Raw genomic sequence first — 16,120 nt, 5'->3', positions numbered from 1 at the left:
AGCCGAGCATCGCGTTTCGCATCCATTTTCTTACCGGAGGCAATGATGTACCAACATATTCAAGTTCCTGCTGATGGCAGCAAGATTCGCGTCAATTCGGATTTTTCCCTGACCGTACCCGATACGCCGATCATTCCCTACATCGAAGGTGATGGTACCGGTGTCGATATCACCCCAGTCATGATCAAAGTGGTGGACGCCGCTGTGGCGAAGGCGTACGACGGAAAGCGCAAAATCAGCTGGATGGAAATCTTTGCCGGCGAGAAGTCGACCACGATCTACGGTCCTGACGTCTGGCTTCCCGAAGAGACGCTGCAAGCGGTCAAGGATTACGTCGTGTCGATCAAGGGGCCATTGACGACGCCAGTTGGTGGCGGCATTCGCTCGCTCAATGTTGCTCTTCGCCAGGAGCTCGATCTTTACGTATGCTTGCGGCCGGTCCGCTATTTCAAAGGCGTCCCGTCACCGCTACGCGAACCCGAGAAGACGGACATGGTGATCTTCCGGGAAAACTCGGAAGACATCTATGCCGGTATCGAATGGGCTGAAGGTTCCGAGGGCGCGAAGAAGCTGATTGGCTTCCTGATCAACGAAATGGGCGTAAAGAAAATTCGGTTTCCGGAAACCTCTGGCATTGGTGTCAAACCAGTATCGCGCGAAGGTACTGAGCGTCTGGTTCGGAAGGCAATTCAATACGCGATCGATAACGATAAGCCGTCAGTTACCTTGGTGCACAAAGGTAACATTATGAAATTCACTGAAGGCGGCTTCCGGGACTGGGGGTACGCCCTGGCTCAGCGGGAATTCGGCGCGGAACTGATCGACGGCGGCCCGTGGTGCAGATTAAAGAATCCGAGGAGCGGCAAGGAAATCCTTATCAAGGATTCGATAGCGGATGCTTTCTTGCAGCAAATTCTGTTGAGACCAAATGAATACAGCGTTATTGCTACGTTGAACCTAAATGGCGACTATATCTCGGATGCACTTGCCGCTCAGGTCGGCGGCATTGGGATAGCGCCTGGAGCGAATATGTCTGATTCCGTTGCGATGTTCGAGGCAACACATGGGACAGCGCCCAAGTATGCTGGTAAAGACTATGTGAATCCCGGTTCGCTGATCCTGTCTGCGGAAATGATGCTTCGTCACATGGGTTGGACGGAAGCAGCCGATCTCATCATTCATTCGATGGAGCGCGCGATCACTTCGAAACGGGTAACGTACGACTTCGCTCGCCTGATGCAAGGCGCGAGTCAGGTGTCCTGCTCTGGGTTTGGAGACGTCATGATCGAATGCATGTAATAGCGCTCAGCATAGCCTCCGATACCATGCCCCTGTTGTTTCAGGAGCTGAGCGGTAGGGTAGCGCTATAGCAGTTACTCACAAAACTGGGCTGGCTCCACCAAAAAGGCAATAAAAAATCCCCTTATCGGGGATTTTTTATTGAAGTGCCACGGATATTCAGGAAGCTGCTTGGATATTAGAAGCTTGCTTGCCTTTTGGACCCTGCGTAACTTCAAAGCTAACTTTTTGACCTTCTTTCAAGGTCTTGAAGCCGCTCATGTTGATTGCAGAGAAGTGAGCGAAGAGGTCTTCGCCACCGTCATCCGGAGTGATGAAGCCAAAACCTTTCGAATCATTGAACCACTTAACGGTACCAGTTGCCATAAAAGCATCTTTCAAATATGAAACAATCACACGAGCCGTAAAAGCAAGAAGCTTTGCGTCGCGCTGCCCCCTCTTATAACTTGCTCACTTCCTATCAATTAGTGCTCACCCGCATTAATTAATAGTCTTCATTGTTTGCGGAAATTTTAAAAAAGTCAAGTAATTTGCGGTTTTGCGCGAAAGTGTGGAAAGGCCGTCCAACGTCCCTTGATTTCGAGCATTCAAGCGTCATCTGCGCACCAACAGGAAAGGGCGTAATATCGATGCATACATTAGAGAGACCGCAATACCTACCGCGTTGCGGACCGACATGAACGCAGTAGAATAAACCCATGGCAACCAAGGACCAGAACGATACCGTCATTGAGCGAACGGAGCAGCAGCAGAAGCTCCAGCCGCCACGCATGTATCAAGTACTATTGTTGAACGACGACTATACCCCAATGGAGTTTGTTGTTTCCATTATCCAGGAATACTTCAACAAGGATCGTGAAACTGCGACGCAAATCATGCTCAAGGTGCATCGCGATGGCAAAGGCATGTGTGGTGTATATCCTAAGGATATCGCCAGCACAAAAGTGGAATTGGTTTTAACGCATGCACGCAAGGCGGGACATCCCCTGCAATGCGTGATGGAGGAAGCATGATTGCTCAGGAATTGGAAGTCAGTTTGCACATGGCATTTGTCGAGGCTCGACAGGCACGCCATGAGTTCATCACCGTCGAGCATCTGCTGTTGGCGCTGCTCGACAATCCGTCGGCGGCCGAAGTGCTGCGCGCATGTGCTGTCAACATTGAAGACCTGCGCAAGACACTGACCAACTTCATCAATGACAACACGCCGACCGTGCCCGGTTCGAATGAGGTTGATACGCAGCCCACACTTGGGTTTCAGCGCGTAATTCAGCGCGCGATCATGCATGTGCAATCCGCGTCCAACGGCAAGAAGGAAGTCACCGGTGCCAATGTGCTGGTTGCGATCTTCGGTGAAAAAGATTCCCACGCGGTGTACTACCTGCATCAGCAGGGCGTGACGCGACTTGACGTGGTGAATTTCATTTCCCATGGTGTTCGCAAGGACCATCAGTCCGATCCGCAAAAAGCCTCTGAAGGCACTGAAGAAACGCAGACCGAGGCTCAGCAGAAAGAGAGCCCCTTGGATCAGTTCACGCAAAACCTGAACAAGCTGGCTGCTGAAGGGAAGATTGATCCTCTTATCGGCCGCGAAGCGGAAGTCGAGCGGGTGATCCAAACCTTGTGCCGTCGTCGCAAGAACAACCCGCTTCTCGTTGGCGAGGCTGGCGTGGGTAAAACGGCGATTGCCGAAGGCTTGGCATGGCGTGTTACCCAAGGCGACGTGCCCGAAATTCTGCAAAACGCTGTTGTCTACTCGCTGGACATGGGTGCGCTCCTGGCTGGAACGAAATATCGTGGCGACTTTGAACAGCGCCTGAAGTCCGTGCTGAAACAGTTGAAAGACAGTCCTAACGGCATCCTGTTCGTCGATGAGATCCACACCATCATTGGCGCGGGCTCCGCGTCGGGCGGCACGCTGGATGCTTCAAATCTGTTGAAGCCGGCACTGTCCAGCGGTCAGCTCAAGTGCATCGGTGCGACTACCTATACGGAGTTCCGTGGCGTGTTCGAGAAAGACCATGCATTGTCGCGGCGCTTTCAGAAAATCGATGTCAACGAGCCGACCATTGAGCAGACCATTCAAATCCTGCGTGGATTGAAGTCGCGCTTCGAAGAGCACCATGGCGTGAAGTATTCCGCTTCCGCACTGAGCTCGGCGGCTGAGCTGTCTGCGCGGTATATCAATGACCGTCATCTGCCCGACAAGGCAATTGACGTGATTGATGAAGCCGGTGCGGCGCAACGCATCCTGCCGAAGTCGAAGCAGAAGAAAACGATTGGTAAGTCGGATATCGAGGAAATCGTCTCGAAGATCGCTCGTATTCCACCGCAATCGGTCAACCAGGACGATCGGACCAAGCTGCAAACCATCGATCGTGATCTGAAGAATGTGGTGTTTGGTCAGGACCCGGCAATCGAAGCGCTGGCAGCGGCAATCAAGATGGCCCGTGCCGGTCTCGGCAAGACCGACAAGCCTATCGGCTCCTTCCTGTTCTCCGGCCCGACTGGCGTTGGCAAGACCGAAGTGGCGAAGCAGTTGGCCTTCATTCTTGGTATCGAGCTGATCCGTTTCGACATGTCCGAGTACATGGAGCGTCATGCGGTAAGCCGTTTGATCGGTGCGCCTCCGGGTTATGTTGGGTTCGACCAAGGTGGCTTGCTGACCGAGGCAATCACCAAAAAGCCGCATGCGGTGCTGCTGCTCGATGAAATCGAGAAAGCGCATCCGGATATCTTCAATATCCTGCTGCAGGTGATGGACCACGGTACGCTGACGGATAACAACGGCCGCAAGGCGGACTTCCGCAATGTGATCATCATCATGACCACGAACGCGGGTGCGGAAAGCCTGCAGAAGCGGTCCATTGGCTTCACCGACAAGAAGGAAGCCGGTGACGAGATGGCGGACATCAAGCGGATGTTCACGCCGGAGTTCCGCAATCGCCTCGATGCGATCATCAGCTTCCGTGCGTTGGACGAGGAAATCATCCTGCGCGTGGTCGACAAGTTCCTGATGCAGCTCGAAGAGCAGCTGCATGAGAAGAAGGTCGAGGCGGTGTTCTCGGAAAGCCTGCGTCGCTACCTGTCGCGCAAGGGCTTCGATCCGCTGATGGGCGCGCGACCGATGTCGCGCTTGATCCAGGACATGATCCGCAAGGCGCTGGCCGATGAGCTGTTGTTCGGCAAGCTGATGGATGGCGGCCGGGTCACGGTGGACATGGACGAGAACGACCAGATCAAACTGGAATTCGTCGAAGGCGATACGCCGCCGCCGGCTGCTCCGCAGGAAGCGATCGAGCTCGAATAAGCTTTACGGGCACAAAGCAAAACCCCGAACCGAAAGCGGTTCGGGGTTTTTTTATGCCTGCTGCCTTTGAAGCGTCGGGCGCAGTGTTTGAGGTAAGCGCGCTGTCAAAGCGCGCTGACCGGAGCACGCGTTGGGTTCAGGGCAGCAGTGCCTGCTGCCGCGATTGCTTGCTCTTGATGTCCGCAATGATCTTGTCCATCACGGACAGGCGGTAGGAAGTCGCCGGATGCAGCGCGGTATAGGCGTTCAGCATGCTGGGCGGATATTGCGCGGCAAGACGCTCCCAGAAGCGCGGCTCGCCATCGATGTCATAGCCGGCCCGGGCCACCATGTAGAGCGACAGCGTATCGGCGGCTGCATCATAGGCTTGCGGCATCGGCCGTATCCCGGAAGTCCCGGCCATGCCAGTCATGTCCGGATGCACGCGTATCAGATTGTCGATCACCGTGCCTGCGGCCGCCGTGTTCTTCAGCACCCGCGCATGATTCAGCGAGTTGTGTGCCATTTCCTTCGCCAGCACGTACGCAAGCTCGTTGTCATTGCTTGCAAAATCCATCATGCCGCGCGTGATCAATACGCGGCGCCCGTCGTTGTACGCGTTCACATTGTCTGCATTGCCGAGCTCAATGCTGTAGGCGCAGGCACGTGTGAAGGGCACGGTGACCGGAACCGCGGCGCCATTGCGGTTCATCGTCAACTTGACCGAGCCGCCTTTCATCACAAACGGCGCCAGCATCGTTGCCGCCCTGCGTTCCGCGTCGGGCCCCGGTGGCACCGGCGTGCCTTCCACCGCCTGCAGCCTGTCGCCGTTTCGGATGCCGGCGCGCGACGCGCCACTGCTGCTCAGCACGCCCATGACTTGAAGGCGATCATCCATGCCATACAACTGGCTCGCGGCGTCGGCAAGCTCGTCGGAATACGAATATTTGTTCTTCGCGGTGAAGCCGAGCAGGTTGCGTGCATTGCCCTTGCACAGCTCGGCATTCTTCACCAGCAGCGGCGCGGCGATGCGATACAGCCGGTCCTGGCGGGTGATGATGTCGCGCAGCGTCTGCTGCTCCCTCGTCGGCACCGGCGCCGGCGCGGCCATCGGCGCGCTGGGCGCGGCCACGGGCGCTGATGCGGGTGGCATGTTCAACGGCACATTGCTAGCACAAGCGGCAAGCAGCGCCATCGGCAGCAGGGCCAGGCGCGGCGCGCATGCGGCAATGCCGCGCCGTAGGGTGTATGACTTGGGAGAAAAATGCATGCGGGACTCCTTTAATGTTTTCCGGTGCTGCCAAAGCCGCCAACGCCGCGCTCGCTGGAGGCGAAGTCGTCGACGATATTCAATTCGACCTGCACCACCGGAACAATGACCATCTGCGCCAGTCTTTCCATCGGCTGCAGCAGAAATTCCTGCTGGCCGCGATTCCATACCGAGATCTTCAATTCACCCTGGTAATCCGAATCGATCAGTCCGACCAGGTTTCCGAGCACAATGCCATGCTTGTGGCCCAGGCCACTGCGCGGCAGCAGTACCGCGGCGTATCCGGGATCGGCGACATGAATTGCCAGTCCGGTCGGGATCAGGTGCGTGCTGCCGGGCGCGATGATCAATGGTTCTTCCAGGCAGGCGCGCAGATCGAGGCCGGCGCTGCCGCCAGTGGCGTAGGCCGGCAGGAAGTCCTTCATGCGGGCATCAAGAATTTTGACGTCGAGTTTTTTCATTCGTTGTGGTTTGCGTGTCAGCGCCGTGGCGTTCAGGCGGCGTTGCGAAGTTTCAGGCGGGAAGCCGCCTGGCGATTTCGGTTATCAGCTGGCGTGCGAGATGATGCTTGTCCGCCGCCGGCAGTGCGACATGTCCGTGCTCGTCGAACAGCACCAATTCATTGCGGTCACTGCCAAAGGTTTGCGGCCCGATGTTGCCGACCAGAAGCGGAATTCCCTTTCTTTCGCGCTTGATCCGGCCGTATTCGAGCAGGTTTTCTGACTCGGCAGCAAAGCCGACACAATACGGCTTATTTGCCAGAGCGGCAACCGAAGCCAGGATGTCGGGATTCTGTTCAAAGCGCAACGCCGGCATGCCGCCATTGGCATCCTTCTTCAGTTTCTGCTCGCTGGCATTGGCCACGCGCCAGTCGGCCACTGCAGCCACCGCGATGAACGCATCCTGCCCGGCCACGCGCGCCATCACTGCGGCATGCATGTCGCGCGCGGTCAACACATCGATGCGCTGCACACCGTAGGGCGCGGCGAGCGACGTCGGCCCGGAAATCAGCAGCACGTCGGCGCCAGCCTCGCGCGCGGCGCGTGCGATCGCATAACCCATTTTGCCGGACGATAGATTCGTGATGCCGCGCACCGGGTCGATCGGCTCGAAGGTCGGCCCTGCGGTGATCAGCACTTTCCTGCCCGCCAGCGATTTCGGCACAAAGGACGCGATCACTTCGGCCAGCAAGGCTTCCGGCTCGAGCATGCGTCCCATGCCGACCTCGCCGCATGCCTGCTCGCCCGCGGCCGGTCCGAGTATCGCAATGCCATCCTCGCGCAGCTGGGCGACGTTGCGCCGCGTCGCCGGGTTCTGCCACATCTCGACATTCATCGCCGGCGCCACCATCAGCGGCAGCGTGGCCGGACGCGCCACGCACAGCGTCGACAGCAGATCGTCGCAGCCGCCACGCGCGAGCTTGGACAGGAAGTCAGCCGAGCAGGGCGCGATGACCACCGCATCGGCATCGCGGGTCAGATCGATGTGCGGCATGTTGTTGGGAATACGCGCATCCCATTGATCGGCGTAGACGGTATGCCCGGTGAGGGCCTGCATCGTCACCGTGGTGATGAATTGGGTCGCGGCAGCGGTCATGACCACCTGTACCGACGCGCCGGCCTTCACCAGCGCGCGGGCGAGTTCGGCGGACTTGTAGCAGGCGACGCCGCCGGTCAGTCCAAGAACGATTTTTCTGTCTTTCAGTTCCATGGGAGCTCCCAGTGACTTTGCGGCACGCGGTGCGAAGCGTGTCTTCAGCGATTGACGCGGCGCAGTTCATCGATGATGAACAGCGCCGCGCCGATGCAGATCGCGCTGTCGGCGATGTTGAAGGCCGGCCAGTGCCAGCCGCCGACATGGAAATCGAGGAAGTCGATCACGTGGCCGTAGATGACGCGATCGATCAGATTACCCAGGGCGCCACCAAGCACCAGCGCCAGCGCGGTGCAGAACAGGCGCTGGCCGGCGTGACGCTTGAGCAGAAAGAGGATGAACAGTGCCGCGCCCAGCGCAATCGCGGAAAACAGCCAGCGCTGCCAGCCGCCTTCTGCGGCGAGGAAGCTGAATGCCGCGCCCTTGTTATAGGCCAGCACCAGGTTGAAGAACGAGGTGAGGGTCTTCGATTGGCCGTAGGCGAAGGTCTTCGCAATGGTGATCTTGCTGAGCTGGTCGAGCAGGATCACCAGCGCGGCGATGCCCAGCCAGGGCACGATGCTGGCGGAGCGCTTAAGGGTGAACACGGTTTTTTTTACGGTGGCCATGTGGCTTGTCGGTCGGGTTGGGAAGTGCCGCCGGCCTGTGTGGCCGGCGGCAATCGGTGACAATCGGCGGCGATAGTCGTCAAGCGTAGTGACGCGCTTCGCCCTTGCCGAACAGATTGGCCACGCAGCGCGCGCAGATGCCCGGATGCGCATGATCCGCGTTCACATCGCGTCGGTAATGCCAGCAGCGCTCGCATTTCTCCGCATCCGAAGGCGTGACGATGACGGCTTCCTGCGCTGCGTCCGGCACCTCTGTGACCTTCGCGCCCGAGGTGATCAGCACGAACTTCAGGTCGTCGCCGAGACCGCTCAGCAGCGCGAACTTTTCGCCAGCCGCGCGGATTTCCACTTCCGCCTGCAGCGACGAACCGATCGCGCCGGAAACACGCACTTCCTCGAGCTGCTTCATCACCTCGGCGCGCACTTCGCGTATGCGGGCGTACTTGTCCAGCAGCTCGACTGCGTTCGGCAGCTCCGGCAGCGCGAAGAAGGTCTGTGTGAAGATGGTTTCGGCGCTGTCAGCATAGGCCTTCTCGCCGGCGAAGAAGCTCCAGGCTTCTTCGGCGGTGAAGGACAGGATCGGCGCCATCAGACGCAGCAATGCATGCGTCAGTTGCCAGATCGCGGTCTGCGCCGAGCGCCGCGCCAGCGAATCGGCGCCGCCGGTGTAGAGCCGGTCCTTCAGGATGTCGAGATAAAAGCCGCCCAGGTCTTCCGAGCAGTACATCTGCAGCTTGCCCACTACCGGATGGAATTCATAGGCTTCGAAGTGTGCCAGCACTTCCTGCTGCAGCTGCTGCATGCGCGCCAGGGCATAGCGGTCGATCTCGAGCATCTGCTCGAGCGGCACCGCATTGGCGGCCGGATCGAAGTCGGCGGTATTGGCCAGCAAAAAGCGCAGCGTGTTGCGGATGCGGCGATAGGCTTCGACCACGCGTTTCAGGATCTCGTCCGAGATCGACAGCTCGCCCGAGTAATCGGTGGAAGCCACCCACAACCGCAGGATCTCCGCGCCCAGCGTGTCCGACACCTTTTGTGGCGCCACCACGTTGCCCTTGGACTTGGACATCTTCTTGCCCTCGCCATCGACCACGAAGCCGTGCGTGAGCAGCGCCTTGTACGGCGGCTGGCCATCGAGCATGGACGCGGTCAGCAGCGATGAGTGGAACCAGCCGCGATGCTGGTCCGAGCCTTCGAGATACAAGTCGGCCGGGAAGCGCGATTGCTGCTGGTGCGAGCCACGCATCACGGTGAAATGCGTGGTGCCGGAATCGAACCACACGTCGAGGGTGTCGCGGTTCTTTTCATAGACCTCGGCATCGTCGCCGAGCAGTTCGCGGGTATCGAGCGCATGCCAGGCTTCGATGCCATCCTTCTCCACCCGCTGCGCCACCTGTTCCAGCAGCTCGGGGGTGCGCGGATGCAGCTCGCCGGTTTCCTTGTGGATGAAGAAGGCCATCGGCACGCCCCACTGGCGCTGGCGCGACAGCGTCCAGTCCGGACGGTTCGCGATCATGCCATGCAGCCGCGCCCGGCCCCAGGACGGATAGAACGCGGTTTGCTCGATGCCGCGCAGCGCGGTCTCACGCAGCGTCTCGCCGCCATCCTTCGGCGCGACATCCATGCCGGCGAACCATTGCGAGGTGGCGCGGTAGATGATCGGCGTCTTGTGGCGCCAGCAGTGCATGTAGCTGTGGTCGAACATCACCAGCTTGAACAGCGAGCCGGCGGCATCCAGCGCAGCGCAGATCGGCTTGGAGGCTTCCCAAATCGTCATGCCGGCAAACAGCGGCAGCCACGACGCATAGCGGCCGTCACCCATCACCGGCATCAGGATCTGGTCATCCTTCATGCCGTGCGCCTTGCACGAGATGAAGTCTTCCACGCCGTAGGCCGGCGACGAATGCACGATGCCGGTGCCGGTGTCGAGCGTCACATACTCGCCGACGTAAACCGGGGACAGGCGGTCATAGCCCGCATCCTGGCTTGCCAGCGGATGATGAAAGCGGATCCCTGACAGCGCCGCGCCGGCGCAGGTGGCGATCACTCTGCCTTCCAGGCCATAGCGCTTCAGGCAGTCGTCGACCAGGTCCTGCGCCAGGATCAGCAGCAGCGGCGCATCGTTGCGCGTGGTCTGCACCAGCGCATAGCGGTATTCCGGGTGCACATTCAATGCCTGGTTCGCGGGGATGGTCCACGGCGTCGTGGTCCAGATCACCGCGTAACCCTTATCGGTCGGCAGTTGCTGCAGATCGAAGGCCACGGCCAGCTTTTCCGGCTCGGCGAAGGCGAAGCCGACGTCGATGGCCGGGTCGCGCTTGTCCTGGTACTCGACCTCGGCTTCGGCCAGCGCCGAGCCGCAGTCGAAGCACCAGTTCACCGGCTTCAGGCCGCGATACACATAGCCTTTTTCCATGATCTTGCCGAGGGCGCGGATTTCATCGGCCTCGTTGCTGAAGTTCATGGTCTTGTACGGGTTGTCCCATTCGCCCAGTACGCCCAGGCGGATGAAATCCTTCTTCTGGCGTTCGATCTGCTCGGCCGCATAGGCGCGCGATTTGGCCAGCACCTCAGGCGTGGGCAAGCCCTTGCCGTACTGCTTTTCGATCTGGATCTCGATCGGCATGCCGTGGCAATCCCAGCCCGGCACGTATTGCGCATCAAAGCCGGCCAGCTGGCGCGCCTTGACGATCATGTCCTTCAGGATCTTGTTGACCGCGTGGCCGATGTGGATATCGCCATTCGCATACGGCGGGCCGTCATGCAGGACGAATTTTTCACGACCGGCGGAGGCGGCGCGGATGCGCTTGTAGACGCTGCGCTCCTGCCATTGCTTGACCCACTGCGGCTCGCGCTTGGCGAGGTCGCCGCGCATCGGAAACGGGGTTTCCGGCATGTTGACCGGGTAGCGGCTCTGCGGCTTGTTCGAAGACTTGCTGGATGGTTTGTCTGACATGGATGAATGGACGAATGAATGGGTGGCTGGATGGCGTCGCGGGCCTCGGGTTGCGGCGGCTCCAGCGTCAAATTCGGTCGGTGGCGGAGATGGCGCCGTTGTCGCGTTCGCGGAACCAGGCGCGTGCCTGGGCCTCGTCGCGCTCGATCGCGGCGGTCAGTGTCGGCAGGTCGGGATAGCGTTCCTCGTCGCGCAGCTTCTGCATGAATTCCACGCGGACCAGCTCGCCGTAGCACATTCGCTTGAAGTCGAAGACATGGGTTTCGAGCAGCACCCGGCCGCTGTCGTCCACAGTCGGGCGCACGCCGAGGCTGGCCACGCCGGGCAGCGGATGCTCCCCCAGGCCATGCACCTGCACCACGAACACGCCGGACACTGCCGGACGGCGATGCGCGACCTTCAGGTTGAGCGTTGGAAAGCCGAGCGTGCGACCAAGCTTCTGTCCATGAATTACATGACCCGAAATCGCATAGCGGTGGCCGAGCAGCGCGGCCGCATGATCAAAGTCGCCAGCAGAAAGCGCCTCGCGTACTGCGGAAGAGGAGATGCGCAGTCCGTCGTTGAATACGGTCGGCAGCGCGACGACTTCGAAGCCATGCTTCTTGCCGGCTTCCATCAAGGTCGCGATGTTGCCGGCGCGGCGGGCGCCATAGCAGAAGTCTTCGCCGACGATCAGCCAGCGCACATGCAGGCCCTCGACCAGCACTCGCTCAACAAATTCCTCGGGCGTCATGGCCGCGAAATGCGCATTGAAATGCTCGACGATCACTCGGTCGACGCCGGCATCCTGCAGCGATTGCAGCTTGTCGCGCAGGCTGGCGATGCGAGTCGGTGCCTTGGACAGATCGCCGGCGCGCATGGCAAAGAATTCGCGCGGATGCGGCTCGAAGGTCATCACCGCGGTTTCCAGGCCAAGCCGGTCGGCAGCCGACCTCAATTGCGCGAGCAGCGCCTGGTGGCCGCGGTGCACGCCATCGAAGTTGCCGATGGTGAGCGCGCAGGGCGCGCGCGCTTCGGCATTGGGAAGTCCGCGAAATACCTTCATGGTCAAATGCTGCAGTGCGTCTGGTCGGAAAAACCAAGGATTATACGGGCAATCGCCTTACCCTCAGTCGGCGGCCGCTTTTCCGCCGGTCAAGAAGCTTGCGCAGATGACAAGGTCTCTTGCCGGAAATAGGCGGCCAGCAGCGTGTATACCCGCGGATAAGCGGTCGCGAGCGGTTCCGGCCAGCAGAAGAAAGCCTCGGAAGCCACGGCGAAGAACTCGGCCGGATGTTCGGCGGCATACGGATCAAGCGGCAGCGCCCCGGCAAGTTCCGCATACAAGTCAGCGTGGTCGTCGCGATCCGGATCGAAACGCCGCGGCAGGCGGGCTTCCAAAGCGTCGACGCGGCCGCAGAAATCGGCGTAGGCGGCGGAAAACGCGTCCTTCCACTCGCGTGCGTCCAGCCCGCGATGGAAAGCCGCCAGAAAAGGCGGGCAGCCGTTGGCATTGCCGTCGCGCATGTCGATCTTGTGCACGAATTCATGAAGCACCAGGTTGCCGCCGTCGTCACAAATCGTATCCGCGTGCGCATCTTCCCAGGACAGCGCGATTGCGCCGCCGGCGTCGAGCGCCTCGCCAGCCATCTCGGCATCCCATTCATGCACGACGCCGGCTTCGTCGATTTCGCTGTGCCGCACCAGAAAGGCGGACGGATAGACGATGACGCCGGCGAGATCGTCATACAGCGCCAATGTAAGGTTCAGCACTGGCAGGCAAGCCTGCGCGGCGATACGCGTGGCAATCGCATCCGTCATTTCGAAACCGGCCGCGCCGCCGACGCGGTGCCGGGCCAGAAATTCTGCGCATAGAACACGCAGGCGCTCGCCTTCGTCGGCGTTCAGGCGGTCAAGAAAGGGCATCGCTTCCAGCGCATCGCGCCACAGCGCTTCCGGAATCGGCGGGGCCGGGCGGCGCAGCAGGCGGCGCATCAGGTTCATGGCATGGAAAGCGGCATTACATCGCGCCCCAGATGGCGTTGAGCGCCGCCAGCGCCGCCAGGCCCGCAGTTTCGGTGCGCAGCACCCGTGGTCCCATGGACAAGGGCAGCGCGCCGTGCTTTTGCGCGGCCGCTTCCTCGGCATCGGAAAAACCGCCTTCCGGACCGATCACGAGGGTCACCGGCTGCGGCGGCTGATGCCGCGCCCAGTCCGACAGCGATTGCGTCGCGCGCGGCGATAGCAGAATGCGGCGATGCAAGTCGTGCTGGGCGATCCACGCGGAAAACTCGGCCGGTTCAGCCAAGTGCGGCAAGCGGTTGCGTCCGCATTGCTCGCAGGCGGCGATGATGATGCCGCGCCAGTGCGCCGCCTTCTTTTCCGCGCGCTCGGCAGAGAGCCGCACCACGCTGCGCTGCGCCGCCAGCGGCTGTATCGCCGTGGCGCCGAGCTCGGTCGCTTTCTCGATGATCCAATCCATCTTCGCGCCCTCGGGCAAGGCCTGCGCCAGCATCAGGGCATACGGCAGCTCGGCTTCGCGCGGCGAGAAAAGCTTGACTTCGGCGCTGGCGCGGCGGCGTTCGATTGCAGTCAGCACCGCGGTGGCCTCGCCGCCTTCACCGTTGAACAGCGTGATCTGCGCGCCAGGCGCCAGGCGCAGCACCTGCAGATGGTGGGCGATATGGTCAGGCAGCTCGATGAGGCTGCCGGGATGAAGCGCTTGCGGGTAATGGAAGCGGGGCATCGGAAATCCTTGAGGTGAACCCTGGTGTGGCGGCAATTATAGGGGCGTGCCGGCACATGCCGGCGCGGCGCGTACACCGCGGCTCAGCATTGATGCGGATCAATCACCCTGGTTTTGTGCACCACGGAAAAGTGCAGTGCGGCTACACTGCTGTCAGTTTGACAATGGAAGGCAACGGCAGGCCGGAGAATGCCAGTCTGGTAGAATGTGCGGTTTTTCCAGCACTGCTCCGCACGGGCTCCCGCTCCGTCCACTTTCCATATTCATCATGACTTCTTCCCCTTCCACGACCAGAATGGCCAACGCGATTCGCGCGCTGGCGATGGATGCTGTTCAAAAAGCCAACTCCGGACATCCCGGCATGCCGATGGGCATGGCAGACATCGCCGTTGCGCTGTGGAGCCGCCACCTTCGCCACAATCCGGCCAACACGCGCTGGATCAACCGCGACCGTTTCGTGCTGTCCAACGGCCATGGCTCGATGCTGCAGTACGCGCTGCTGCACCTGACCGGCTATGACCTGTCGATGGATGAGATCCGCAACTTCCGCCAGTTGCATTCGAAGACGCCTGGTCACCCGGAATATGAAATCACCCCGGGCGTGGAAACCAGCACCGGACCCCTGGGCCAGGGCCTGACCAATGCGGTCGGCATGGCGTTGGCCGAAAAGCTGCTGGCGGCACATTTCAACAAGCCCGGCTTCGATATCGTCGACCATTACACCTACGTCTTCACCGGCGACGGCTGCCTGATGGAAGGCATCAGCCACGAAGCCTGCTCGCTGGCCGGCACCCTGGGCCTGTCCAAGCTGATCGTGCTGTACGACGACAATGGCATCTCGATCGACGGTAAAGTCGATGGCTGGTTCACCGACGATACCCCGAAGCGCTTCGAAGCCTACAACTGGAACGTGATCCGCGATGTCAACGGCCATGACGTCGAAGCGGTCGATGCCGCGATCGTCGCTGCGCAACAGGCCGGCAAGCCGACGCTGATCTGCTGCAAGACCGTCATCGGCAAGGGCGCGCCGAACATGCAGGGCTCGGACAAGGTGCACGGCGCCGCGCTCGGCGACAAGGAAGTCGCCGCAACCCGCGAAGCGCTGGGCTGGACCGAAGCGCCATTCGAGATCCCGGCCGATGTGTACGCCGCCTGGGATGCCCGTGAATCCGGCGCAGGCTTCGAAGGCGAGTGGAACAAGCTCTTCGCTGCCTACACTGAAAAATATCCGCAGGAAGCCGCCGAGCTGAAGCGCCGCATGGCTGGCGATCTGCCGGCGAATTTCGATGCCACCGTCTCGGCTTACATCGCCAGCTGCATCGAGAAGAAGGAAACCATTGCCACCCGCAAGGCCAGCCAGAACGCGATTCAAGCCCTGGCCCAGGTGCTGCCCGAATTCCTCGGCGGCTCGGCCGATCTGACCGGCTCGAACCTGACCAACTGGAAGGAATCGATTCCGGTGCGTTCGAACCAGCCGGGCAACCACATCAACTACGGCGTGCGCGAATTCGGCATGGCCGCGGCCATGAACGGCATCACGCTGCATGGCGGCTTCATCCCGTTCGGCGCGACATTCCTGACCTTCTCCGACTACAGCCGCAATGCGCTGCGCATGGCGGCGCTGATGAAGATCCGCACGCTGTTCGTCTTTACTCACGATTCGATTGGCCTGGGCGAAGACGGCCCGACGCACCAGTCCGTCGAGCACATTTCCAGCCTGCGCCTGATCCCGAACCTGGACAACTGGCGCCCGTGTGACACCGTCGAGTCGGCGGTGGCCTGGGCCGAATCCGTCAGGCGCAAGAACGGCCCGTCCACGCTGATCTTCTCGCGCCAGAACCTGCCGTTCATGGAGCGCAGCCAGCAGGCCGTAGCCGACATCGCGCGCGGCGGCTATGTGCTGCGCGACGCCGAGCATCCGAAAGCGGTGCTCATCGCCACCGGTTCCGAAGTCGAACTGGCAATGAAGTCGGCCGATGCGCTGGCAGCCGAAGGCATCGCAGTGCGCGTGGTGTCGATGCCCTGCACCGATGTGTTCGACCGCCAGGATGCGTCCTACAAGGCTGGCGTGCTGCCGCGCGGCGTGCCGCGTGTGGCGATCGAGGCCGGCGTCACCGACTTCTGGTACAAGTACGTCGGCCTGGAAGGCGCGGTCATCGGCATTGACAGCTTCGGCGAATCGGCCCCGGCTGGCGTGTTGTTCAAGCATTTCGGCTTCACGGTCGAGCGGGTCACCGCCGCCGTCAAGACCGTGCTGGCATGAGGCACGATGGAGCCCGATGCGCATGCAGAGAATTTGTTTCGCTTAACTACGTTTGGA

The 16,120-nt window shown here is 60.7% G+C and carries 13 protein-coding genes; 4 read left to right on the top strand and 9 right to left on the bottom strand.

Annotated elements, in window-relative coordinates; all coding sequences use genetic code 11:
• The first annotated feature begins 45 nt into the window (after positions 1-45).
• Positions 46-1,299 (top strand): NADP-dependent isocitrate dehydrogenase, encoded by a 1,254-nt coding sequence (icd, locus tag JJB74_RS22795; protein WP_200595938.1) that lies wholly within the window; start codon positions 46-48, stop codon positions 1,297-1,299.
• Between the two features lie 159 nt (positions 1,300-1,458).
• On the opposite strand, the gene JJB74_RS22790 is transcribed toward icd, so the two are convergent.
• The gene (locus JJB74_RS22790; protein ID WP_200595766.1) at positions 1,459-1,665 is read right to left on the bottom strand and encodes a cold-shock protein; all 207 of its coding nucleotides are present in this window, start codon (positions 1,663-1,665) and stop codon (positions 1,459-1,461) included.
• A gap of 332 nt (positions 1,666-1,997) precedes the next feature.
• Here JJB74_RS22790 and clpS point away from each other — a divergent pair, with 332 nt between their 5' ends.
• Together clpS and clpA are read left to right on the top strand one after the other, a co-directional pair.
• A complete protein-coding gene (gene clpS / locus JJB74_RS22785) occupies positions 1,998-2,312 on the top strand; it encodes an ATP-dependent Clp protease adapter ClpS (protein ID WP_200595764.1) in 315 nt (104 codons plus the stop codon).
• On the top strand, positions 2,309-4,609 hold the full coding sequence (gene clpA, locus JJB74_RS22780) for an ATP-dependent Clp protease ATP-binding subunit ClpA (RefSeq protein WP_200595763.1): 2,301 nt from the start codon (positions 2,309-2,311) through the stop codon (positions 4,607-4,609). Before clpS ends, clpA begins: the two co-directional genes overlap by 4 nt.
• Before the next feature lie 136 nt (positions 4,610-4,745).
• Here clpA and JJB74_RS22775 read toward each other — a convergent pair whose 3' ends face one another.
• The 8 genes from JJB74_RS22775 to JJB74_RS22740 all read right to left on the bottom strand — a co-directional run bounded on the left by JJB74_RS22775 (position 4,746) and on the right by JJB74_RS22740 (position 13,800).
• Positions 4,746-5,858 carry a M48 family metalloprotease gene (locus tag JJB74_RS22775; RefSeq protein WP_200595761.1) on the bottom strand — a complete coding sequence of 371 codons (1,113 nt, stop codon included), beginning with the start codon at positions 5,856-5,858 and terminating at the stop codon, positions 4,746-4,748.
• Between the two features lie 11 nt (positions 5,859-5,869).
• Entirely contained in the window at positions 5,870-6,319 is a 450-nt protein-coding gene (gene dut, locus JJB74_RS22770) for a dUTP diphosphatase (RefSeq protein ID WP_200595760.1), read from the bottom strand.
• Positions 6,320-6,371: 52 nt separating this feature from the next.
• The gene (coaBC, locus tag JJB74_RS22765; RefSeq protein ID WP_200595757.1) at positions 6,372-7,568 is read right to left on the bottom strand and encodes a bifunctional phosphopantothenoylcysteine decarboxylase/phosphopantothenate--cysteine ligase CoaBC; all 1,197 of its coding nucleotides are present in this window, start codon (positions 7,566-7,568) and stop codon (positions 6,372-6,374) included.
• Between the two features lie 44 nt (positions 7,569-7,612).
• Positions 7,613-8,119 (bottom strand): signal peptidase II, encoded by a 507-nt coding sequence (lspA, locus tag JJB74_RS22760; protein WP_200595756.1) that lies wholly within the window; start codon positions 8,117-8,119, stop codon positions 7,613-7,615.
• Positions 8,120-8,198: 79 nt separating this feature from the next.
• On the bottom strand, positions 8,199-11,075 hold the full coding sequence (gene ileS / locus JJB74_RS22755) for an isoleucine--tRNA ligase (RefSeq protein ID WP_200595754.1): 2,877 nt from the start codon (positions 11,073-11,075) through the stop codon (positions 8,199-8,201).
• Between the two features lie 67 nt (positions 11,076-11,142).
• Positions 11,143-12,120: a bifunctional riboflavin kinase/FAD synthetase gene (locus JJB74_RS22750; RefSeq protein WP_200595752.1), complete on the bottom strand. Its 978-nt coding sequence runs from the start codon at positions 12,118-12,120 to the stop codon at positions 11,143-11,145.
• 89 nt (positions 12,121-12,209) lie between these two features.
• Entirely contained in the window at positions 12,210-13,049 is an 840-nt protein-coding gene (locus JJB74_RS22745) for a M90 family metallopeptidase (RefSeq protein WP_407672413.1), read from the bottom strand.
• Positions 13,050-13,074: 25 nt separating this feature from the next.
• The gene (locus JJB74_RS22740; protein WP_200595749.1) at positions 13,075-13,800 is read right to left on the bottom strand and encodes a 16S rRNA (uracil(1498)-N(3))-methyltransferase; all 726 of its coding nucleotides are present in this window, start codon (positions 13,798-13,800) and stop codon (positions 13,075-13,077) included.
• A gap of 268 nt (positions 13,801-14,068) precedes the next feature.
• Between JJB74_RS22740 and tkt the strand changes: the two genes are divergently transcribed.
• Positions 14,069-16,063, top strand: a complete 1,995-nt coding sequence (tkt, locus tag JJB74_RS22735) for a transketolase (RefSeq protein ID WP_200595747.1) — start codon at positions 14,069-14,071, stop codon at positions 16,061-16,063.
• Positions 16,064-16,120: the final 57 nt, after the last annotated feature.

Origin of the sequence: Noviherbaspirillum pedocola (assembly GCF_016632335.1) — a bacterium.
In the GTDB taxonomy this organism is placed as follows: domain Bacteria; phylum Pseudomonadota; class Gammaproteobacteria; order Burkholderiales; family Burkholderiaceae_D; genus Noviherbaspirillum_A; species Noviherbaspirillum_A pedocola.
Note: the sequence above shows the minus strand (reverse complement) of the source record. Positions and strands in the feature narration are given on the sequence as shown.

Coding starts and splice junctions, on each gene's coding strand:
- icd (WP_200595938.1), top strand. CDS start 46: ATGTACCAACATATTCAAGTTCCTGCTGATGGCAGCAAGATTCGCGTC.
- JJB74_RS22790 (WP_200595766.1), bottom strand. CDS start 1,665: ATGGCAACTGGTACCGTTAAGTGGTTCAATGATTCGAAAGGTTTTGGC.
- clpS (WP_200595764.1), top strand. CDS start 1,998: ATGGCAACCAAGGACCAGAACGATACCGTCATTGAGCGAACGGAGCAG.
- clpA (WP_200595763.1), top strand. CDS start 2,309: ATGATTGCTCAGGAATTGGAAGTCAGTTTGCACATGGCATTTGTCGAG.
- JJB74_RS22775 (WP_200595761.1), bottom strand. CDS start 5,858: ATGCATTTTTCTCCCAAGTCATACACCCTACGGCGCGGCATTGCCGCA.
- dut (WP_200595760.1), bottom strand. CDS start 6,319: ATGAAAAAACTCGACGTCAAAATTCTTGATGCCCGCATGAAGGACTTC.
- coaBC (WP_200595757.1), bottom strand. CDS start 7,568: ATGGAACTGAAAGACAGAAAAATCGTTCTTGGACTGACCGGCGGCGTC.
- lspA (WP_200595756.1), bottom strand. CDS start 8,119: ATGGCCACCGTAAAAAAAACCGTGTTCACCCTTAAGCGCTCCGCCAGC.
- ileS (WP_200595754.1), bottom strand. CDS start 11,075: ATGTCAGACAAACCATCCAGCAAGTCTTCGAACAAGCCGCAGAGCCGC.
- JJB74_RS22750 (WP_200595752.1), bottom strand. CDS start 12,120: ATGAAGGTATTTCGCGGACTTCCCAATGCCGAAGCGCGCGCGCCCTGC.
- JJB74_RS22745 (WP_407672413.1), bottom strand. CDS start 13,049: ATGCGCCGCCTGCTGCGCCGCCCGGCCCCGCCGATTCCGGAAGCGCTG.
- JJB74_RS22740 (WP_200595749.1), bottom strand. CDS start 13,800: ATGCCCCGCTTCCATTACCCGCAAGCGCTTCATCCCGGCAGCCTCATC.
- tkt (WP_200595747.1), top strand. CDS start 14,069: ATGACTTCTTCCCCTTCCACGACCAGAATGGCCAACGCGATTCGCGCG.